Annotated in this window: 15 protein-coding genes and 1 tRNA gene; 15 read left to right on the forward strand and 1 reads right to left on the reverse strand. The window is 67.5% G+C overall.

What is annotated here, in order from left to right; all coding sequences use genetic code 11:
- Positions 1-38: 38 nt before the first annotated feature.
- The 3 genes from HTY51_RS04220 (at position 39) to HTY51_RS04230 (ending at position 2722) form a co-directional block, all read left to right on the forward strand.
- Complete coding sequence (locus tag HTY51_RS04220; RefSeq protein WP_174251556.1) at positions 39-1013, forward strand: tripartite tricarboxylate transporter substrate binding protein; 975 nt, start codon at positions 39-41, stop codon at positions 1011-1013.
- A gap of 11 nt (positions 1014-1024) precedes the next feature.
- Positions 1025-1624 carry a YbhB/YbcL family Raf kinase inhibitor-like protein gene (locus HTY51_RS04225; RefSeq protein WP_174251557.1) on the forward strand — a complete coding sequence of 200 codons (600 nt, stop codon included), beginning with the start codon at positions 1025-1027 and terminating at the stop codon, positions 1622-1624.
- Between the two features lie 102 nt (positions 1625-1726).
- Entirely contained in the window at positions 1727-2722 is a 996-nt protein-coding gene (locus HTY51_RS04230) for a tripartite tricarboxylate transporter substrate binding protein (protein ID WP_174251558.1), read from the forward strand.
- A 75-nt stretch (positions 2723-2797) separates the two neighbouring features.
- Here HTY51_RS04230 and HTY51_RS04235 read toward each other — a convergent pair whose 3' ends face one another.
- Positions 2798-4633: a PDZ domain-containing protein gene (locus tag HTY51_RS04235; RefSeq protein ID WP_174251559.1), complete on the reverse strand. Its 1836-nt coding sequence runs from the start codon at positions 4631-4633 to the stop codon at positions 2798-2800.
- Positions 4634-4774: 141 nt separating this feature from the next.
- Between HTY51_RS04235 and HTY51_RS04240 the strand changes: the two genes are divergently transcribed.
- From HTY51_RS04240 to HTY51_RS04295, 12 genes are all read left to right on the forward strand, one after another.
- Positions 4775-5281 carry a GNAT family N-acetyltransferase gene (locus HTY51_RS04240; RefSeq protein WP_174251560.1) on the forward strand — a complete coding sequence of 169 codons (507 nt, stop codon included), beginning with the start codon at positions 4775-4777 and terminating at the stop codon, positions 5279-5281.
- A gap of 47 nt (positions 5282-5328) precedes the next feature.
- On the forward strand, positions 5329-6483 hold the full coding sequence (locus tag HTY51_RS04245; RefSeq protein WP_174251561.1) for a diguanylate cyclase: 1155 nt from the start codon (positions 5329-5331) through the stop codon (positions 6481-6483).
- A gap of 279 nt (positions 6484-6762) precedes the next feature.
- Positions 6763-9846 carry a formate dehydrogenase-N subunit alpha gene (gene fdnG / locus HTY51_RS04250; RefSeq protein ID WP_174251562.1) on the forward strand — a complete coding sequence of 1028 codons (3084 nt, stop codon included), beginning with the start codon at positions 6763-6765 and terminating at the stop codon, positions 9844-9846.
- Positions 9847-9853: 7 nt separating this feature from the next.
- Complete coding sequence (fdxH, locus tag HTY51_RS04255; protein ID WP_174251563.1) at positions 9854-10732, forward strand: formate dehydrogenase subunit beta; 879 nt, start codon at positions 9854-9856, stop codon at positions 10730-10732.
- 10 nt (positions 10733-10742) lie between these two features.
- A complete protein-coding gene (locus HTY51_RS04260; RefSeq protein WP_174251564.1) occupies positions 10743-11366 on the forward strand; it encodes a formate dehydrogenase subunit gamma in 624 nt (207 codons plus the stop codon).
- Positions 11367-11431: 65 nt separating this feature from the next.
- Positions 11432-12460 carry a formate dehydrogenase accessory protein FdhE gene (gene fdhE, locus HTY51_RS04265; RefSeq protein ID WP_174251565.1) on the forward strand — a complete coding sequence of 343 codons (1029 nt, stop codon included), beginning with the start codon at positions 11432-11434 and terminating at the stop codon, positions 12458-12460.
- Positions 12461-12501: 41 nt separating this feature from the next.
- On the forward strand, positions 12502-13908 hold the full coding sequence (gene selA, locus HTY51_RS04270; RefSeq protein ID WP_254606984.1) for an L-seryl-tRNA(Sec) selenium transferase: 1407 nt from the start codon (positions 12502-12504) through the stop codon (positions 13906-13908).
- Entirely contained in the window at positions 13905-15824 is a 1920-nt protein-coding gene (gene selB, locus HTY51_RS04275) for a selenocysteine-specific translation elongation factor (protein WP_174251567.1), read from the forward strand. Before selA ends, selB begins: the two co-directional genes overlap by 4 nt.
- Before the next feature lie 10 nt (positions 15825-15834).
- Positions 15835-15930, forward strand: a tRNA-Sec gene (locus tag HTY51_RS04280).
- Positions 15931-16125: 195 nt separating this feature from the next.
- Positions 16126-16572: a glycine cleavage system protein H gene (locus tag HTY51_RS04285; RefSeq protein ID WP_174251568.1), complete on the forward strand. Its 447-nt coding sequence runs from the start codon at positions 16126-16128 to the stop codon at positions 16570-16572.
- A complete protein-coding gene (locus tag HTY51_RS04290) occupies positions 16569-16955 on the forward strand; it encodes a DsrE family protein (protein ID WP_174251569.1) in 387 nt (128 codons plus the stop codon). The genes HTY51_RS04285 and HTY51_RS04290 overlap by 4 nt, the downstream gene beginning before the upstream one ends.
- A gap of 5 nt (positions 16956-16960) precedes the next feature.
- Complete coding sequence (locus tag HTY51_RS04295) at positions 16961-17527, forward strand: nitroreductase (protein WP_174251570.1); 567 nt, start codon at positions 16961-16963, stop codon at positions 17525-17527.
- Positions 17528-17816: the final 289 nt, after the last annotated feature.

A 17816-nucleotide genomic window follows, 5' to 3' on the forward strand; every position in this document is an offset into this window, starting at 1 on the left:
CAACAGTTTTTACAACGACAGCCAACGAGGAGACAGACATGCAACGCAGACATTTCATCCAGGCCAGCCTGCTGGCCAGCGCCGTTCCCGCCGCCTGGGCCCAGGCCAACGGTGCCTTCCCCGACAAGCCGGTCAAGTTCATCCTCTCGCAGCCCCCGGGCTCGGGGCCGGATAACGTGGCGCGCCTGCTGGGCGAGCGCCTGGGCAAGGCCCTGGGCCAGCCCATCGTCATCGAGAACAAGCCCGGCGGCCAGAACATCATCGGCGCGCAGACCGCGGCGCGCTCGCCGGCCGACGGCTACAGCCTGTACTTCGCCACCACCGCCGCGCTGGTCACGAACAAGTACCTGTTCAAGACCATGCCCTACGACCCCGAGAAGGACTTCGTGCCCGTGGCCTTCATCGCCAAGAGCCCCTTTGCCGTGGTCGTGAAGGCCGAGTCGCCCATCACCTCCATGCAGGACCTGGTCGCCCGCTCCAAGGCGGAGCCCGGCAAGGTCTCGCTGGCCAATGAAGGCCCGCGCACCTTCGGCGGCATCATCGCCCGCGTCATCAACGCACGCACCCGGATGCAGGCCAACCTGGTGGGTTATGCCTCGGTCGGCGTGGCGGTGCAGAACCTGATCGGCGGGCACGCCGACGTGGCCGTGGCCGACGTGGCCTCCACCGCCGCGCTGGTGCGCCAGGGCCGCCTGCGTTACCTCGCCGTCACCGCGGCCAAGCGCGTGGCCGGCTGGGAGCAGGTGCCGGCCCTGTCCGAGCTGCTGCCCGGCTTCGAGATGGTGGGCTGGTTCGCCGTGGTGGCTCCCACCGGCACGCCGGCCGCTGCCATCCAGCGCATGAACAAGGAAATCAATGCCTTGCTGGGCGACGCCGACGTGATGCAGCGCATGGCCACCATCGGCCCCATGGCCGAGGCGCTGGGTGCGCCCGAGCAGACCGGCGCCTTCCTCGGCGCCGAGCACCAGCGCTGGAGCGCCGCGGCCCAGGAAATCGGCCTCTTGCCGGAATAAGGAGAACCACCATGCGCATCACACCCCCCCTGCATCGCGTCCTCCAACTCGGCCTGCTGCTGGCAGGCGCCAGCCTGCTGGGCGCCTGCGCCGGCCTGTCCGGCGCTTCGCCGGCAACTTCGACCGGCTTCACCCTCAGCTCGCCCGGCCGTGCCGACAACACCCTGCTGACCCAGCCCTATGCCGGCAAGAACCCGAAGAACCCCAATTGCGTGGGCGAGAACATCACCCCGGCCCTGGCCTGGACGCGTGCGCCCGCGGGCACGCGCAGCTTCGCCATCGTGATGGATGACCAGGCCGGCCGTGCCGGCCTGGGCGTCAACCACTGGGTGGCCTACGGCATTGCACCCACCGTCAGCGGCCTGGCCGAAGGCGAGGCGAGCACCGCCAGCAGCAAGCTGGTGGCGGGCAAGAACACGCTGGGCATGCCGGCTTACCTGGGGCCCTGCCCGCCGCGCGGCAACGCGCCCCAGCACTACGTCTACACCCTGATCGCCACTTCGCTGGCGCCCGACGCGCTGCCGCCCGGCCTGAACAAGGCCGAGCTGATGACGGCACTGCAGGGCAAGGCGCTGGGTGCGGCCAGCCTGGTGCTGCGCTACGCGCATTGAAGAGCTTGAGTGAGGGCGCGCGCGTCCAGCATTCCGTCAGGGATGCTGGGCGCCGTTTCTTCTTCCGTGTCCTGGGTCCGTGCATACATCAAGGAGACAGTCATGAACAACTCGCAAATCGCTCGTGCATCCCGCCGGGGTTTCCTCGGCACCCTGTCCGCCATCGCGGCAACGCAGGTCCTGCCCGCTGCCGCGCAGGAGATCTATCCCAGCCGCAGCATCCAGCTCATCATTCCCAATGCGCCCGGCAGCTCCGTCGACACCATGGGCCGCGCCGTGGCTGCACGCATGGCCCCGCTGCTGCAGCAATCCATGGTGATGGACAACCGCGCGGGTGCGGCCGGCGCCATCGGTGTGGAGGCCGGCCGCCGGGCCGCCCCGGACGGCTACACCCTGATCATCGGCTCCACCAGCGCCATCACCACGGCGCCGCTCTTGCAAAAAGCCGTGCCCTACGATCCGCTGCGCGACCTGGACCTGCTGGCCATCTTTGCCATGCTGCCCAATGTGCTGGTGGTCAACCCGGCGTTGCCGGTGCAGACCACGGCTGAACTCATCGCCTACGCCCGCTCCAAGGGCGACAAGACGAACATGGCCTCGGCGGGGCCGGGCTCGGCCAGCCATCTGGCGGGCGTGGCCTTCCAGAACGCGGCGGGTTTCAAGTCCCTGCACGTGCCCTACAAGGGCGGCAGCCAGGGCGTGGCCTCGGTGGTGGCCGGCGAGACGGATTGGGTGCTGACGCCGGCGCCCGCCGCCATGTCACTGGTCAAGAGCGGACGGCTGCGCCTGTTGGGGCACAGCATGGGGCCGAGTCACAGGCCGGTGGGTGACACACCTTCACTGGCCTCGACGGTGCCCGGCTACGAATTCGCCGGCTGGATCGGCCTGCTGGCGCCCAAGGGCCTGCCCCAAGCTGCCACCCGCAAACTGCTGGAAGTGACCGAGCAGGCCATCAAACAACCCGAGCTGCAGACCGCCTTCGAGGCCAATGGTGCGGTGCCGACCTTCCTCAACCCGCAAGAGTTCCAGGCCTTCCTCGTGAAGGACATCGAACTCAACCGCAAAGCCATCCAGACCGCAGGCCTCAAGGCCGAGTGAGTCGCTGACAGGTTCGAGACCACGCACAGAAAGTCGGCCGCCAGCATGCTTCCGCTCTTTCTGCCAGGCGGGCCGTCATAGCCCTTCCAGGATCCGGCTGCGCCGGGCCTGGTATTCGGCTTCGGTGATCAAGCCGTCGCTCTTCAACTGCTGCAGCTGCAGCAGCCGGTCCCTGGCGCTGGTGTTGGCGCCAGCCGTCGCCGTGGCGGCTGGCGTCGAGCGGCTCGACACCAGTTCGGCCCGGTAGATGGCATGCGGGTAGAGACGGCGCAACTCGGGATACACCGCGAAAGTCCGTTCCAGCGCCTGGCCGTAATCGGCGCGGGCGGAATGCTGGGCATAGAGGTAGGCGGCCAGCTCATCGAGGGTGTTGAAGGACAGGTCCGACTGGGCCCTGACACTCTCCGGGCTAGTGGTGGTCGTCTGACCCCCGCCACCGGCAGCGTTGCGGGCCATCGAGTCCCCGAGCTGCGCGCCCACGGCGCTGCCCAGCCCAAAAGGAACGAAGTCGAGCAGTTTGCTACCAACCTGCTTGCCGACCTGGCTGCCGACGGTGCCGGCGATTTCCGAGTTGCCGCCGGGGGCCGCCTGCTGCGGTATGACCCACATGGCCATGGCGCCCGTGCTGGTGTAGGGGCTGAAGAAACGTCCGCTGTTGCCCGCGATCGGTCGGGGGGCTGCGACTTCAGCGGGAGGCGGCAGGTTCTGGTTGTTCACCCATGACAGCTGGGCCGACAAGCGGCGTCCTGCGGGTGCAGCCGCTGACGTCGCCGACTTGCCCGCATCGCTGCCCAACAAGGCGGCCAGCGCCAGGTCGGGCCGGTGGTATTCCGGGTTCAGCGAGCCGTCCGGGGTCTTGATCCGGCGTGCCGCCGGGCTGAGGGTGGGGTAGATCTCCTGGCCCAGTCGCGGATCGGCCGGATTGGCGGCGATGTAATGACCCTCGGGCGTCCAGGCCAGCCAGTTGTCCTGGCTCAACATCAGCAGCAGCGCCAGCCGCTCCTGGCCGTCAGCGGCTCCGAACCAGCGCAGGCTGCCGTCCACGAAGGCGGCGACCACGTAGCGGCCGTCGCCGGAGAGGTTCACGGCCCAGGTTTCCGTAGCGGTGCTGGTGTACCAGAGCTGTTGGCCGTTGCGATCGAACATCCGCAGCCCGCTGTCCGTGCCGAGCACGAAGCGGGATGTATCGGGGGCGATGGCCAGGGCGCGCGAACTTTCGCCCCGGGCCAGAGCCAGGGGCTTGCCATTGAACTTGGGCGCCAGCGAGTTTTTCCAGTCGGTGACCGGCATGCCAGCGGTTTCCGTGAGAGGTGCGGCCAGGGGTGGCTGCGTTTTCGCAGCGAGCAGCGCCGGGGTGTTCAGATAGGCTTGCCAGTCCAGCATGCGCGCGCTTGCCGCGACCTGAGCGGTCGCAGGTGGCGTGGTGTCAGACGCCGTGAGTTGCAGGCGGGCATGTGCGTGCAGGTCCACCGTCAGGCCGTCGTGCGACAGGCGCAGTTTGCTCTTGGCATTGTTGAACCAGAACTTGTCTGATCCATCGAAGAGTTGTACGCCCAGCCTGCCGCCACGGACCTGCACGGTCCGGGTTTCCCCCTGGCGCAGGAAGACCAGATTCAGGCTGTCCGTTGCCGAGGTCTTGCCGATCCGGCTGATGAAAGAAGTCATCGAATGGATGGGTCGGTCCCCGTAGCGGATGAGCAGATCCCCGGCTTGCAACCCTGCTGCCGCGGCTTGCGAGCCGCCGACGACCGCCTGGGCCACGACACCCGCGCTGTCCTGCAGCAAGGGACTGTCCACCCGACGCAGGGCCTTGAGCGGCACGGCCAGCGCCTCGTCTGGGACTTCGTTTGCCATCGACGGCGCAGCGAGCAGGGACAGCATCAGGGCGGCGAAACACAAGATTCTTTTCATCAGAACTTCCTTGGGGCGGAGTGGCTGTGGGGTGTGGCGAAGCGGGCCAGGCTGCAGTCTAGCCGGCACCGGCGTCGATGCAGGCCTGCCGCGCTGGCCGCGCGCCGGACTGCGACTTTTGTCACACGCTACAGTCCGGGCATGAACCTGCGCATCCGCGACGAAACCACCCTGGACGTGCCGGCCATCACGGCCCTCACCGAAGCCGCTTTTCTGAATGCGCCGCATACCGCGCACACCGAGCACTTCATCGTCAACGCCCTGCGGCGCGCCGGGCAGCTCACGCTCTCGCTGGTGGCCGAACGCGACAGCGTGGTGGTGGGCCACGTGGCCTTGTCGCCCGTGACCATCTCCGATGGAGCACCGGGCTGGTACGGCCTGGGCCCCATCTCCGTCTTGCCCGCGCTGCAGGGGCAGGGCATCGGTTCCGCCCTCATGCACGCCGCGCTCGACGGCCTGCGTGCGCGTGGTGCGGCCGGCTGCCTGCTGGTGGGCGACCCGGCTTATTACACACGCTTCGGTTTCAAGCCCGTGTCCGGCCTGCTCTACCCCGGCATCCCGCCCGAGTACTTCATGGCCCTGGCCTTCGGCGCTTCCCTGCCGCAGGGCAGCGTGGTTTTCCACGCGGCTTTCGAGGCCACGGCCTGACACATATCCCACACATACCGTGCAGGGCGCCGCGTTACCATTCAGGCATGCACAAGAACGAGTCAGGGAGTGGCGCACATGCGCCGGACAGCACGGGCGCCCCCGCGCGCCTGTCGGTCGCCCTGCTGCAGGCCGAGAACCGGCGCCTGCGCGAGCAGCTCGACGGCCTGATGACCGAGGCCCGCCTCAACCAGGACAAGCTGCGCCGCTTCGACCAGCTCGAACGCAAGGTCATAGCCGCGTCCTCGCTGGTCGATCTGGTGCAGACCCTGCTGGTGGACTATCCCGCGCTGTTCGAACTCGACTGCGTCACCCTGGCGCTGGTGGACGCACAGTACGAAGCCGCGCGCATCCTGGGCGAGGGCGGCGCAGCCCAGCCCGTCCAGCTGCTCCTGCTGCACGGTGAGCAGCCCCTGCAGCAGCTTTATGGGGCCGGCGCCCGCCCGCTGCTGGGCGCGCCCACGGCAGCGCACGATTTCCTGTTCGATGGGGCATCGACCACGCCGGGCAGCGTGGCCCTCTTGCCCCTGGTGCACCGCGGCGCCTTCATCGGCAGCCTCAACCTGGGCAGCCGCGAGACCACGCGTTTCGCCAGCGGCAGCAGCACCGATTTTCTGGAGCGCCTGGCTGCGCTGGTGGCCGTCTGCCTGGACAGCGCGCTGGCCACCGAACGCCTCAAGCTTGCCGGCCTGACCGATGGCCTCACCGGCGTGCACAACCGCCGTTATTTCGAAGCGCGCTGCCTCGAGGAAGTCCAAGCAGCGCGTCGCAGCAAGCTGCCCCTGGTCTGCCTGCTGCTGGACGTGGACCACTTCAAGCGCATCAACGACACGCACGGCCACCCCGCGGGCGACGCCGTGCTGCGCTACGTGGCGCGCCTGATCCGCGCCCAGCTGCGCGGCAGCGACGTGGTGGCCCGCTACGGCGGCGAAGAGTTCATCATGTTGTTGCCCGCCACGCCCCTGGGCGCTGCGCTGGACACCGCCGAGCGCATCCGCCGTGTCATCGCCGCGCAGAGCATGCCGGTGCAGGTGGCCGAGCCGCTGCGCATCACGGTGTCCATCGGCGCCGCGCTCTTGCCAGCCGCAGGCGAAGTGGACGCCGCTGTCCAGGCTGCCGCCCTGGTGCAACGCGCCGACCAGGCGCTGTATGCCGCCAAACAGGGCGGGCGCAACCGCGTGCTGGCGGCGGATCCGGCCTGAGGCACGCCGGACTGTCTCCATTCACCGACAGTCGCGCGGACGATCCACCGCATCGACTTGCCTGTCCGTGATGCTGAAACTCGCGACAAATTGTCGCAAGGCATCGGTTTGACTCGACAGCTGCCTGCGACAAGTTGTCGCAAGGCCGGTGGCGCATCACCTTGGAACTGCATTTCATAAGGGATCACGCGCATGCTGGCGGGCAGGGCCCTTCCTAGAATGAATTTGCGCATCCTGCGTGCAGGTCGTACCCATACCGACGCATATAGGAGTCATTCCATGGATATGAACCGGAGACATTTCTTCCGGGTAAGCGGCGCAGGACTGGTTGGCTCCAGCCTCGTCGCACTGGGCTTTTCGCCCACGGCCGCCCTGGCCCAGACCCGCAGCTTCAAGCTGTCGCAGACCACGGAGACGCGCAGCACCTGCCCCTACTGCTCGGTCAGCTGCGGCGTCATCATGTACACGCTGGGCGACAACGCCAAGAACAACAAGCCGGCGCTGGTGCACGTCGAGGGTGACCCGGACCACCCCGTCAACCGCGGCACGCTGTGCCCCAAGGGTGCCGGCCTGGCCGACATGATCAACAGCCCGAACCGCCTCAAGTACCCCGAGGTGCGCGAGGCTGGCGCCAAGGAATGGAAACGCATCTCCTGGGATGAGGCCCTGACCCGCGTGGCCAAGCACATGAAGGCCGACCGCGACAAGAACTTCATCGCAAAGAACGACAAGGGTGTCACGGTCAACCGCTGGAACACCACGGGCATGCTGGTCTCCAGCGCGTCCAGCAACGAAGCCGGTTATCTCTCTGTGAAGATGTTGCGTGCCATGGGGGTGGTTGCCCTCGATACACAGGCACGAATATGACACGCGCCGACGGTGTCCAGTCTGGGCCCGACTTTCGGCAGAGGAGCGATGACCAACTCCTGGAACGATATCAAGAACGCTGACCTCGTCCTCATCATGGGTGGCAATGCCGCCGAAGCCCACCCCTGTGGCTTCAAGTGGGTGATCGAAGCCATGCAGCATCGCAAGGCGAAGCTGGTGGTGGTGGATCCGCGTTTCACGCGCTCGGCCGCCGTGGCCGACGTGTACGCACCCATCCGAACGGGCAGCGATATCGCCTTCCTGGGGGGTGTCATCAACTACATGATCAGCAACAACAAGGTGCACATGGAGTACGTCAAGTCGTACACCAATGCGCCGTTCCTGGTCAACAAGGACTTCAAGTTCGACAACGGCCTCTTCAGCGGCTACGACGAAAGCAAGCGCGCCTACCCGGACAAGTCCACCTGGCAGTACGTCATCGGCAAGGATGGCTATGCGCAGGTCGACGAGACCCTGCAGTCGCCCAACTGCGTCTGGCAGCTGATGAAGAAGCACTATGCGCGCTACACCCCGGAGATGGTGAACAAGGTCTGCGGCACGCCGAAGGAAGCCTTCCTTCAGATTGCCGAGATGATCGCCGGCACCCACACCCCGGACCGCGTGATGACCATCCTCTACGCGCTGGGCTGGACACAGCACTCCGTGGGCTCGCAGATGATCCGCACCATGGCCATGATCCAGCTCTTGCTGGGCAATATGGGCCGGGCTGGCGGCGGCGTCAACGCGCTGCGCGGCCACGCCAACGTGCAGGGCATCACCGACATGTGCGCCTACTCCGAAGTGCTGCCCGGTTACCTGAGCGCGCCGCTGGATACGGACGACACGCACGAGAAGTACCTCGCCGCCCGCACGCCCAAGGCCCTGCGCCCGGGCTCGATGAACTTCGGCCAGAACTTCCCCAAGTGGTCCGTCAGCCAGCGCAAGGCCTGGTTCGGCGACGCCGCCACCAAGGAGAACGACTTCGCCTACGACTGGCTGCCCAAGCGTGACGGGGCGTACGACGTGCTGTCCATCTTCGAGCGCATGTTCCAGGGCAAGATGAACGGTTTCATCTGCCAGGGCTTCAACCCCATCGCGGCCGTGCCCAACAAGAAGAAACTGGGCACCGCGCTGGCCAAGCTCAAGTACCTGGTCATCATGGATCCGTTGCAGACCGAAACGGCCGACTTCTGGAAGAACTACGGCGAGCTCAACAACGTTGACTCGTCCACCATCCAGACCGAGGTGTTCCGCCTGCCGGCCTCCTGCTTCGCGGAAGATCCGGGCTCCTTCACCAACTCCAGCCGCAACGTGCAGTGGCACGGCCGGGCCATCGACCCTCCGGGCGAGGCCAGGACCGACCGCGAGATCATGTCCAGCCTGTTCGTGAAGCTGCGCGGCATGTACGCCAAGGAGGGGGGCGCCTTCCCCGACGCCATCAAGGCGCTGACCTGGAACTACGGCAACCCGGGCAACCCGGCGCCGGAAGAGGTGCTGCGCGAGATCAACGGCCGCGCCCTGGCCGACCTGGTCGCGCCGCCCGATCCCAAGAACCCCAAGGCCCCGCCTGTTTTCCAGGCCAAGGCCGGCGAACAGCTGCCGGGTTTCGGTGTGCTGCGTGACGACGGCAGTACCGCCTGCGGCAACTGGATCTACTCCGGTGTCTGGTCGCAGGCCGGCAACAACTCGGCGCGCCGTGACACGTCCGATCCTTCAGGCCTGGGCGTGTACCAGAACTGGGGTTTCTCGTGGCCGGCCAACCGCCGCATCCTCTACAACCGCGCGGCGGCCTCTCCCGACGGCAAGCCCTGGGACGCCTCGCGGCGCCAGATCGCCTGGAACGGCAAGGCCTGGGCCGGTTCCGACGTGCCGGACATCAATCCGGCGCTCGGCCCCGATACCGGTGCCGGTCCTTTCATCATGACCCCCGAAGGCGTGGCGCGCCTGTTCGCCATCGGGCTCATGGCCGAAGGCCCGCTGCCCGAGCACTACGAGCCCTTCGAGACCCCGCTGGGCGCCAACCCCCTGAACACCAACCCCAAGGCGATCAGCAATCCGGCGGCGCGGGTCTACAAGGGTGACATGGAGCAGTTCGGCAAGGCGGCCGAGTTCCCCTACGCGGCCACCACCTACCGCCTCACCGAGCACCTGCACTACTGGACCAAGAATTCGCGCGCGAACTCCATCGTCCAGCCGCAGCAGTTCGTCGAGATCGGCGAGGACCTGGCGAAGGAAAAGGGCATCAGGAACGGCGACACGGTCAAGGTCAGCTCCAACCGGGGCCAGATCAAGGCCAGCGTCGTGGTGACCAAGCGCATCAAGGGTCTGGAGTGCAACGGCAAGAAGGTCCATACGGTCGGCATCCCGATCCACTGGGGCTTCATCGGCGTGGCGCAGAACGGCTACCTCTCCAACACGCTCACCCCCTACGTGGGGGACGCGAACTCGCAGACACCGGAGTTCAAGTCCTTCCTGGTGAACATCGAGAAAGCGTGAGGAAGCCATGACCATGCAATCATCCCTCGACATCGTGGCCCGCTCCGCCACCACCACCCCGTCCGCCTCCGTGCGGCAGGGGGTGGAAGTGGCCAAGCTGATCGACGAATCCAAGTGCATAGGCTGCAAGGCCTGCCAGGTGGCCTGCAGCCAGTGGAACGAACTGTCCGACGACATCGGCACCAACGTGGGCGTCTACGACAACCCCTCGGACCTGACTGACAAGTCCTGGACGCTGATGCGTTTCACCGAGGTGGAAAACGACACCCGCGGCGTGATGGAGTGGCTGATCCGCAAGGACGGCTGCATGCACTGTGCGGATCCGGGCTGCCTCAAGGCCTGCCCCTCGCCCGGCGCCATCATCCAGTACGCCAACGGCATCGTCGACTTCAAGCAGGAAGCCTGCATCGGCTGCGGCAACTGCGTCACCGGCTGCCCCTTCGACATCCCCCGGATCTCGAAGAAGGACAACAAGGCCTACAAGTGCACGCTGTGCTCGGACCGCGTCGGCGTGGGCCTGGAGCCGGCCTGCGTCAAGACCTGCCCGACCGGCGCCATCGTCTTCGGCAAGAAGGAAGACATGGTGGCCTACGGTGAAAAGCGCAGCGGCGAACTGAAGGAGCGCGGCTTCCAGAACGCGGGCCTGTACAACCCGGCCGGCGTCGGCGGCACGCACGTCATGTACGTGCTCAAGCATGCCGACACACCCGAGAAATACGCCGGCCTGCCCAGCAACCCGACCATCAGTCCGCTGGTGTCGCTGTGGAAGGGCACGCTCAAGCCCCTGGCCATGTTCGCCATGATCGGTGCCGTCGTGGGTGGTTTCTTCCACTACATGAAGGTCGGCCCGATTGAAGAGAAAGAAGCCGACAAGGAAAACGCCTGAGGAGATCATGATGAAAACATCCCCCAATGAACTTCGGCGTTACGACGACAACACCCGCATGAACCACTGGGCCATCGCCCTGTTGTTCTTCGCGGCTGGCCTGTCCGGCCTGGCCTTCTTCCATCCGTCCCTGTTCTTCCTCTCCAACCTGTTCGGTGGCGGCACCTGGAGCCGCATCCTGCACCCCTACCTGGGCGTGGCGATGTTCCTGTGCTTCCTCGGCCTGTACGTGCGGCTCTGGCGTGAAAACGTCATGAACGCCCAGGACAAGGCCTGGCTGGACAAGGCTGGCGAGATGTTCAAGGGCAACAAGGAAGGCATGCCGCCCGTGGGCAAGTACAACGCCGGGCAGAAGCTGGTGTTCTGGCTCATGAGCATCAGCCTGCTGGTCCTGCTGGCGACCGGTGCGCTGTTCTGGCACGCCTGGTTCCCGGACCTGCCCATCCTGGCCCGTCGCATCGGTGTCCTGCTGCATGCCTTCTCGGCCGTGGTGCTGGTGCTCACCGTCATCGTGCACGTCTACGCCGCCATCTGGGTCAAGGGCACCACGCGCGCCATGACCCGCGGCACCGTCACGCCGGGCTGGGCCCGCATGAACCATCCGCTCTGGTACGAGGAGATGAAGCGCAAGTAGGCCTTCGTCTCTGAACCCACGGGTGGCACGGCGGCTGTGCCACCCGTTTTTCTGCAAAGTCTTTGATGTCCACTGCCAGTCCCGTCAAGTTCCTCAGTCCCGAAGAGATCGCCGCGCGTGATGTCGGCGAAGCCGCACACCTCAAGTTCCCCGAGCTGGCCTTCGTCTTCCGGGATCGCGCGCTGCGCCTGCGCCAGCTGGCGGCCGGCCATCCCATGCGCGACTACCTGGTCTTCATGGCCGAGGTGGCCGACGCCCAGCACACCGTGCTGGCTGCGCCGCGCACCGTGCACCTGCCCACGCAGGACTTCCTGGGGGATGCCGCGCGGGCGGGCCAGCCACCGCTGGAGTTTCCCCGCTGGACCCTGCACGAGGAATGGCGTGACGATCTGCGGGAGCTGCTGGCTGCGCTGGCGCCGCGCATCGCCCAGACACCGGCCCTGGCCGTGCTGCAGGGCTTGCAGACCAGCGAGCCTGCGCAACTGAACCAGCAGGCCGAGCGCCTGCTCAGCGGTGTGATGCTGGGCCTGGATCTGGCGGCCGCTCCGCTGATCGGTGCGGCGCTGCAGGTCTACTGGACCCGTCTGGTCCATCGCACCCAGTCCGCTTTCCCCGACCTGGCTTTCGGCCCCATCCTGGACCACGCCACGGTCTGTCCCTGCTGCGGCAGCCAGCCCGTGGCCAGCGTGGCGCGCATCGGTGGTGACGATGCCGGCGCCCGCTACCTGCACTGCGCCCTGTGCCAGACCGAATGGAACATGGTGCGCATCAAGTGCAGCCACTGCGAGAGCACCCGCGACATTACCTACCAGGCGCTCGAACCCGCCGAGGGGGCGGAGCAGTCCACCTACCTCGTGCCCAGGGGCGCGGTGCGCGCCGAATGCTGCGGCGACTGCGGCCACTACCTCAAGATCGTCGACATGGCCAAGGACGCGCACGTGGACCCGGTCGCCGACGACCTGGCCACGGTGGCGCTGGACCTGCTGGTCAGCGAGACCGGCCGGCTGCGCCACGGTGTCAACTTCATGCTGCTGTGGGGCGAGCCGGCCGAGGACTCGCAAGCCCTCGAACACTCACACGCGGGAGCGCCCTGATGGGAGCGTCCGACGGATCCATGGTTCATGGTCCGAAGGCGATGCTCAGCAAGCTCCCTTCCGTCGACCGTCTGATCAAGCACCCGGCCAGCCAGGCCCTGGTGGCTGCGCATGGCGCGGTGCTCGTCACCGAGCAGGCGCGTGTGCTGCTGGCTGAACTGCGCCAGACCCTCCTGGGTGAGCAGCCTCCCGCCAGCGTGCCCGAGGAAGCCGGCCTCGCGCAAGCCCTGGCCGCGCGTTGCATGCAACGCCTGGCCCCGCGCATGCGGCGCGTGCTCAACCTCACCGGCACCGTCATCCACACCAACCTGGGGCGTGCCGTGCTGCCGCAGGCGGCGGTCGATCACATCACGGCCATGATGGCCGGCCCCAACAACCTCGAATACGACCTGGCCAGCGGCAGCCGCGGCGACCGCGACAGCATCGTCGAGGGCCTGCTGTGCGAGATCACCGGCGCCGAGGCGGCCACCGTCGTCAACAACAACGCCGCCGCCGTGCTGCTGACCATCGCCGCGCTGGCGCGGGACCGGGAGGTGGTGGTCTCCCGTGGCGAGCTGGTGGAGATCGGCGGCGCCTTCCGCATGCCCGACGTCATGGCCAGCGCCGGCGCGCAGATGGTCGAAGTGGGCACCACCAACCGTACCCACCTGGCCGACTACGAGCGCGCCATCACGCCCGCCACCGCGCTGCTCATGAAGGTGCACACCAGCAACTACGCCGTGCAGGGTTTCACCTCCGCCGTGTCCGAGGCCGAGCTCGCGCCGCTGGCCCGCGCCAAAGGCGTCTTGCTCGCCACCGATCTGGGCAGCGGCTCGCTGATCGACATGGGCCAGTACGGACTGCCGAAAGAACCCACCCCGCAGCAGATGCTGGCTGCGGGTTGCGACGTGGTTACCTTCTCGGGCGACAAGCTGCTGGGCGGCCCGCAAGCCGGCCTCATCGTCGGCAGCAAAGAGGCGGTCACACGCATCCGCAAGTTCCCCATGAAGCGGGCGCTGCGCCTGTCCAAGCTGCCCCTGGCCGCGCTCGAAGCCACGCTCACGCTCTACCTGCAGCCCGACTTGCTGACGCGCGATCTGCCCACGCTGCGCTGGCTCACCCGTCCGCGCGACACCGTGGCCGCCACCGCGCAGGGCCTGCTGGCCCCGTTCCAGCAGGCCCTCGCGCCCCGCTACAGCGTGCAGGTGGTGGAGCTCAGCAGCCAGATCGGCTCCGGCTCCCTGCCCGTGGACCGCCTGCCGTCCGCCGGCCTGGCCATCGCGCCCGTGCTCAGCGGCAAACGCGGTGCCGGCACCGCACTGGAAGCGCTGGCCACCGCCCTGCGCGGCCTGCCGCTGCCCATCATCGGCCGCATCGACGACGACCGCCTGCTGCTCGACTGCCGCTGCGTCGATGACGTGGCCCCCGTGCTGGCCCAGCTGCCCCACCTGAAAGCCGTGTTCGCATGATCATCGGCACCGCAGGCCACATCGACCACGGCAAGACCGCCCTGGTGCAGGCGCTCACCGGCATCAACGCCGACCGCCTGCCCGAGGAGAAGAAGCGCGGCATCACCATCGAGCTGGGCTACGCCAGCCTGAGCACACCCGACGGCCAGGTGATTTCCTTCATCGACGTGCCGGGCCACGAGAAGCTGGTGCGCACCATGGTGGCCGGCGCCAGCGGCGTCGACTACGCGCTGCTGCTCATCGCCGCGGACGACGGTGTCATGCCCCAGACCGTGGAGCACGCCGCCATCCTCGGTCTGCTGGGTATCACGCAGGGCGCCGTGCTCATCACCAAGATCGACCGCGCCACGCCGCAGCAGATCGAAGAGCGCAAGACCCAGGCGCGCACCCTGCTGGCCGCGCACGGCCTGGACGGGTATGAGGTGCTGGCTGTCTCCGCCCACCGGGGCGACGGTTTGGCCGAACTCAAGGAACATCTCAACGCCACGGCCTGCCAGTTGCAGGGCAGGGCGGTGGAGGGCCACGGCTTGCGCATGGGCCTGGACCGCGTGTTCACGCTGGACGGCATCGGCACCGTGGTGGCCGGCAGCATCGCCGCCGGCCAGGTCAGCGTGGGTGACAGCCTGTGCCTCGCGCACGACCCCGCCGCGCTGTACCGTGTGCGCAGCCTGCACAGCCACAACCAGAGCCTGCAGCAGGCCCGGGCCGGCATGCGCTGCGCCATTGGCCTCGTCGGCCTGGAGCGCAGCAAGGTCGAGCGCGGCATGACCCTGTGCGACCCCGCCATCGCGCAAAGCTCGCAGCGCATCGACGTCTGGCTGCAGCTCGCGCCCACCGAAGACAAGGTACTGCGCTCGGGCACCCTGGTGCACCTGCACGCCGGCACCCAGGACCTCATGGCCACCGTGGCCGTGCTGGGCCAGGCCAGCATCGCGCCCGGTGAAGCCGGGCCCGCGCAACTGGTGCTGCAGAGCCCCGCGCACCTGTGGTGGGGTGAACGTTTCGTGCTGCGCGACGCTTCGGCCCGGCGCACCGTGGGCGGCGGTTGCGTGCTCGATGCGCAGGGTCTGGCGCGCTACCGACAGACGCCCGAGCGCCTGGCCTGTCTGCAGAGCCAGCGCAACACGGATGCCGCGCAGCGCCTGCTGGGCGCGCTGGCCCACGCACCGTTTGGCATTCATGGCGCCGAGGCGCTGCGTTACGCCGGCCTGCTGGCCTGGCCCTTCGATGTGGCGGCCTTGCCCGGTGTGGTGCATGCATCGAAGCAGCAGTGGCTGGTGGCCACCGAGCAACTGGTCAAAAGCGAGCAGGCCGTGCTGGACATGCTGAAAGACTTCCACGCCCGGCTGCCCGAAGACCTGGGCCCGGACGCCCAACGCGCGCGCCGCCTGGCCGCGCCGCGCATGCCCGAGGTGCTGTGGGCACAGCTGCAGGAGCATCTGATCAGCCAGCAGCAGATCAAGCGGCGCAACGGCTTCCTCCACCTGCCGGCGCATGGCGAACAGCTGCGCGAGGCCGATCGCATCGTTGCCGAGCGCGCCCTGCCCATGTTGCAGCAGGGCAGGTTTGACCCGCCCTGGGTGCGCGACATCGCGGGCACGGCCCGTCTGCCCGAAGCGCAGGTGCGCAGCGTGCTGGCGCGCCTGGCCAAGAGCGGCGAAGTGTTCCAGATCGTCAAGGACCTGTACTACCACCCGAAGGTGGTGCAGGAACTGGCACAACTGGCACGCGAGATCGAGCAGCGCGAGGGCGAGATCACCGCTGCCGCCTTTCGTGACGCGACCAACCTGGGCCGCAAGCGCGCGATCCAGATCCTCGAATTTTTCGACCGCATCGGCTATCTGCGCCGGGTGGGCGACATACACTTGCTACGCCCCGGCACCCCGCTGTTTGCGGTGGAGGAGCTTGCGGCATGACACAGAATCTGGAAGGAACACGCTCCTGGTGGGGCGGCTGGGCTTCAAACCCAGTGGGTGGCGCCATGCGTCGCCGGGTAGGTTCGACTCCTGCTTCCTTCCGCCACGATATGGCATCTTGCTACTGCGCGGGCGCATCTTGGGCCTGCGGTGCTCACCGTACCGATGTACGGTTGCGCGCCTCGGCCCAACCTGCGGCCGCTCGCTACGCAATCTGCCACATCGTGCCTCCTTCGGGGAGGCGCCTTGCTTCTTTCGCTCGTCGCCGTTCCGGCGACATTGGGTGGTTGGAGCTTGTGGCATGAACCTCCTGGGTTTCGACTATCCCGACGATCTCTACTACTGGCTGGAGCGTGACATGTGGGCGCGGCGGCTGGAGAGTGGGCTCATACAGGTGGGCATCACGGTGTTTGGGGTGCACATCAGCGGGGCCTTTTTCATGTGCCGGCCCAAGGCGGTGGGGACGGTGCTGGAGCAGGGGCAGACGGTGGCGATCGTGGAGCTCAACAAGTCGGTGGTCACGGTCAAGACGCCCGTCAGCGGCATCGTGCGTGCAATCAATCCCTTGCTGGAGGAACAAGCCGAACTGATCGAGCGTGAGCCTTATGGCCAGGGCTGGCTGGTCACGCTGGAGCCTACGCGCTGGGACGGGGACTTGCTGCTGCTGCACCATGGCGCTGCGCTGGCGCCAGCTGCCATCACCCGCATGAAGCTGGAGAACCTGGATTTTTCGGAGGGTGGGGCATGAGTGGCACCATCCGTTCGCTGGCCCTGCTGATCTGGTCGGCCGACCTGTCGGCGCCGCATCGCCTGGCCACGCCCTTCGTGATGGCGCAGGCCGCTGCCGCGCTGGACATGGAGGTGGAGATCTACTTCTCCGCGCAGTGCGTGCAACTGCTCACGCCGCGCCTGGGTAGCCTGACCGTGGGCTTCGGCCCCGAGCAGCGGCCGCTGGCAGAGTACCTGGCGCAGGTGAGCGAACTCGGCGTCAGGCTCTACGCCTGCAGCCAGGCCCTGTATGCGGCCGGCCTCACGCGCCATGACCTGACGCCCCTGTGTTCCGGCCTGGGCGGCTCGGTGCAGTTCATGGACCGCACGGCCGACCCGGCCTGGCGCAGCCTGGTGTTCTGATGCACATGAACCAGCCCGCACTCGACAAGCTCCTGTCGCGCCATTCCCTGGGCATCAAGCACCTGGCCGAGCCCGGCCCCGACGATGTGCAGATCCGGACCATGGTGGCGGCCGCCCTGCGCGCGCCCGACCATGGCGAACTCGTGCCCTGGCGCCTGGCGGTGGTGCGCGGTGCCGCGCGCGAGCAGCTGGCCGAACTCTTCGTGGCGCATGCGCGCACGAAAGGCAAGGACGCGGCCGGCATCGCCATCGAGCGCGAGCGTGCGCTCAAGGCGCCGCTGACCGTGGCGGTCATCGCCCGCATCGACCTGGGGCATCCGCTCGTGCCCGCGCACGAACAGTGGATGTGCGTGGGTGGCGCCATCACCAACTTCCTCAACGCCGTGCATGCGCATGGTTTTGCGGCCAAGATGCTCAGCGGCGACAAGGCCCGTGCCCCGCAGATTGCCCAGGCCTTCTGCGAGCCGGGGGAGACCCTGGCGGGCTGGATCTCGGTCGGCACGCCCACCCGTGCGCTCAGTACCGAGAGCCGCAAGGACACGGCCCAGGTGCTGCACCACTGGCCAGCCTGAGTGCCCCCCGGAAACGACAAAGGCCGCCTCGTGGGCAGCCTTTGCGGGGTCAGCGGCCACAGGGGCCGCGGTGCGATCCTCAGAGCCTGTTCACGGCCTCGCAGGGGCCGCGCAAGCATCTTGCCGGGATGGGATGCAAGGCGCAAAACGAAGGCGGGCCCCATGCCCGGCGAGGCTTTGCAACGCCGCAGACCGCCCGGCAAGATGCTTGCCCTTCGGGTTGGGGCGAAATCGGGCGATTTGTCCACCAAATCCCTTGCATGGGCTTCAGCCCGTGCGGCGGAATGTT

Source organism: Rhodoferax sp. BAB1 (assembly GCF_013334205.1).
Classification (GTDB): Bacteria; Pseudomonadota; Gammaproteobacteria; order Burkholderiales; family Burkholderiaceae_C; genus Hylemonella.

Coding starts and splice junctions, on each gene's coding strand:
- HTY51_RS04295 (WP_174251570.1), top strand. CDS start 16,961: ATGAACCAGCCCGCACTCGACAAGCTCCTGTCGCGCCATTCCCTGGGC.
- fdhE (WP_174251565.1), top strand. CDS start 11,432: ATGTCCACTGCCAGTCCCGTCAAGTTCCTCAGTCCCGAAGAGATCGCC.
- HTY51_RS04245 (WP_174251561.1), top strand. CDS start 5,329: ATGCACAAGAACGAGTCAGGGAGTGGCGCACATGCGCCGGACAGCACG.
- selA (WP_254606984.1), top strand. CDS start 12,502: ATGCTCAGCAAGCTCCCTTCCGTCGACCGTCTGATCAAGCACCCGGCC.
- fdxH (WP_174251563.1), top strand. CDS start 9,854: ATGACCATGCAATCATCCCTCGACATCGTGGCCCGCTCCGCCACCACC.
- selB (WP_174251567.1), top strand. CDS start 13,905: ATGATCATCGGCACCGCAGGCCACATCGACCACGGCAAGACCGCCCTG.
- HTY51_RS04230 (WP_174251558.1), top strand. CDS start 1,727: ATGAACAACTCGCAAATCGCTCGTGCATCCCGCCGGGGTTTCCTCGGC.
- HTY51_RS04260 (WP_174251564.1), top strand. CDS start 10,743: ATGAAAACATCCCCCAATGAACTTCGGCGTTACGACGACAACACCCGC.
- HTY51_RS04225 (WP_174251557.1), top strand. CDS start 1,025: ATGCGCATCACACCCCCCCTGCATCGCGTCCTCCAACTCGGCCTGCTG.
- HTY51_RS04240 (WP_174251560.1), top strand. CDS start 4,775: ATGAACCTGCGCATCCGCGACGAAACCACCCTGGACGTGCCGGCCATC.
- HTY51_RS04235 (WP_174251559.1), bottom strand. CDS start 4,633: ATGAAAAGAATCTTGTGTTTCGCCGCCCTGATGCTGTCCCTGCTCGCT.
- HTY51_RS04285 (WP_174251568.1), top strand. CDS start 16,126: ATGAACCTCCTGGGTTTCGACTATCCCGACGATCTCTACTACTGGCTG.
- HTY51_RS04220 (WP_174251556.1), top strand. CDS start 39: ATGCAACGCAGACATTTCATCCAGGCCAGCCTGCTGGCCAGCGCCGTT.
- HTY51_RS04290 (WP_174251569.1), top strand. CDS start 16,569: ATGAGTGGCACCATCCGTTCGCTGGCCCTGCTGATCTGGTCGGCCGAC.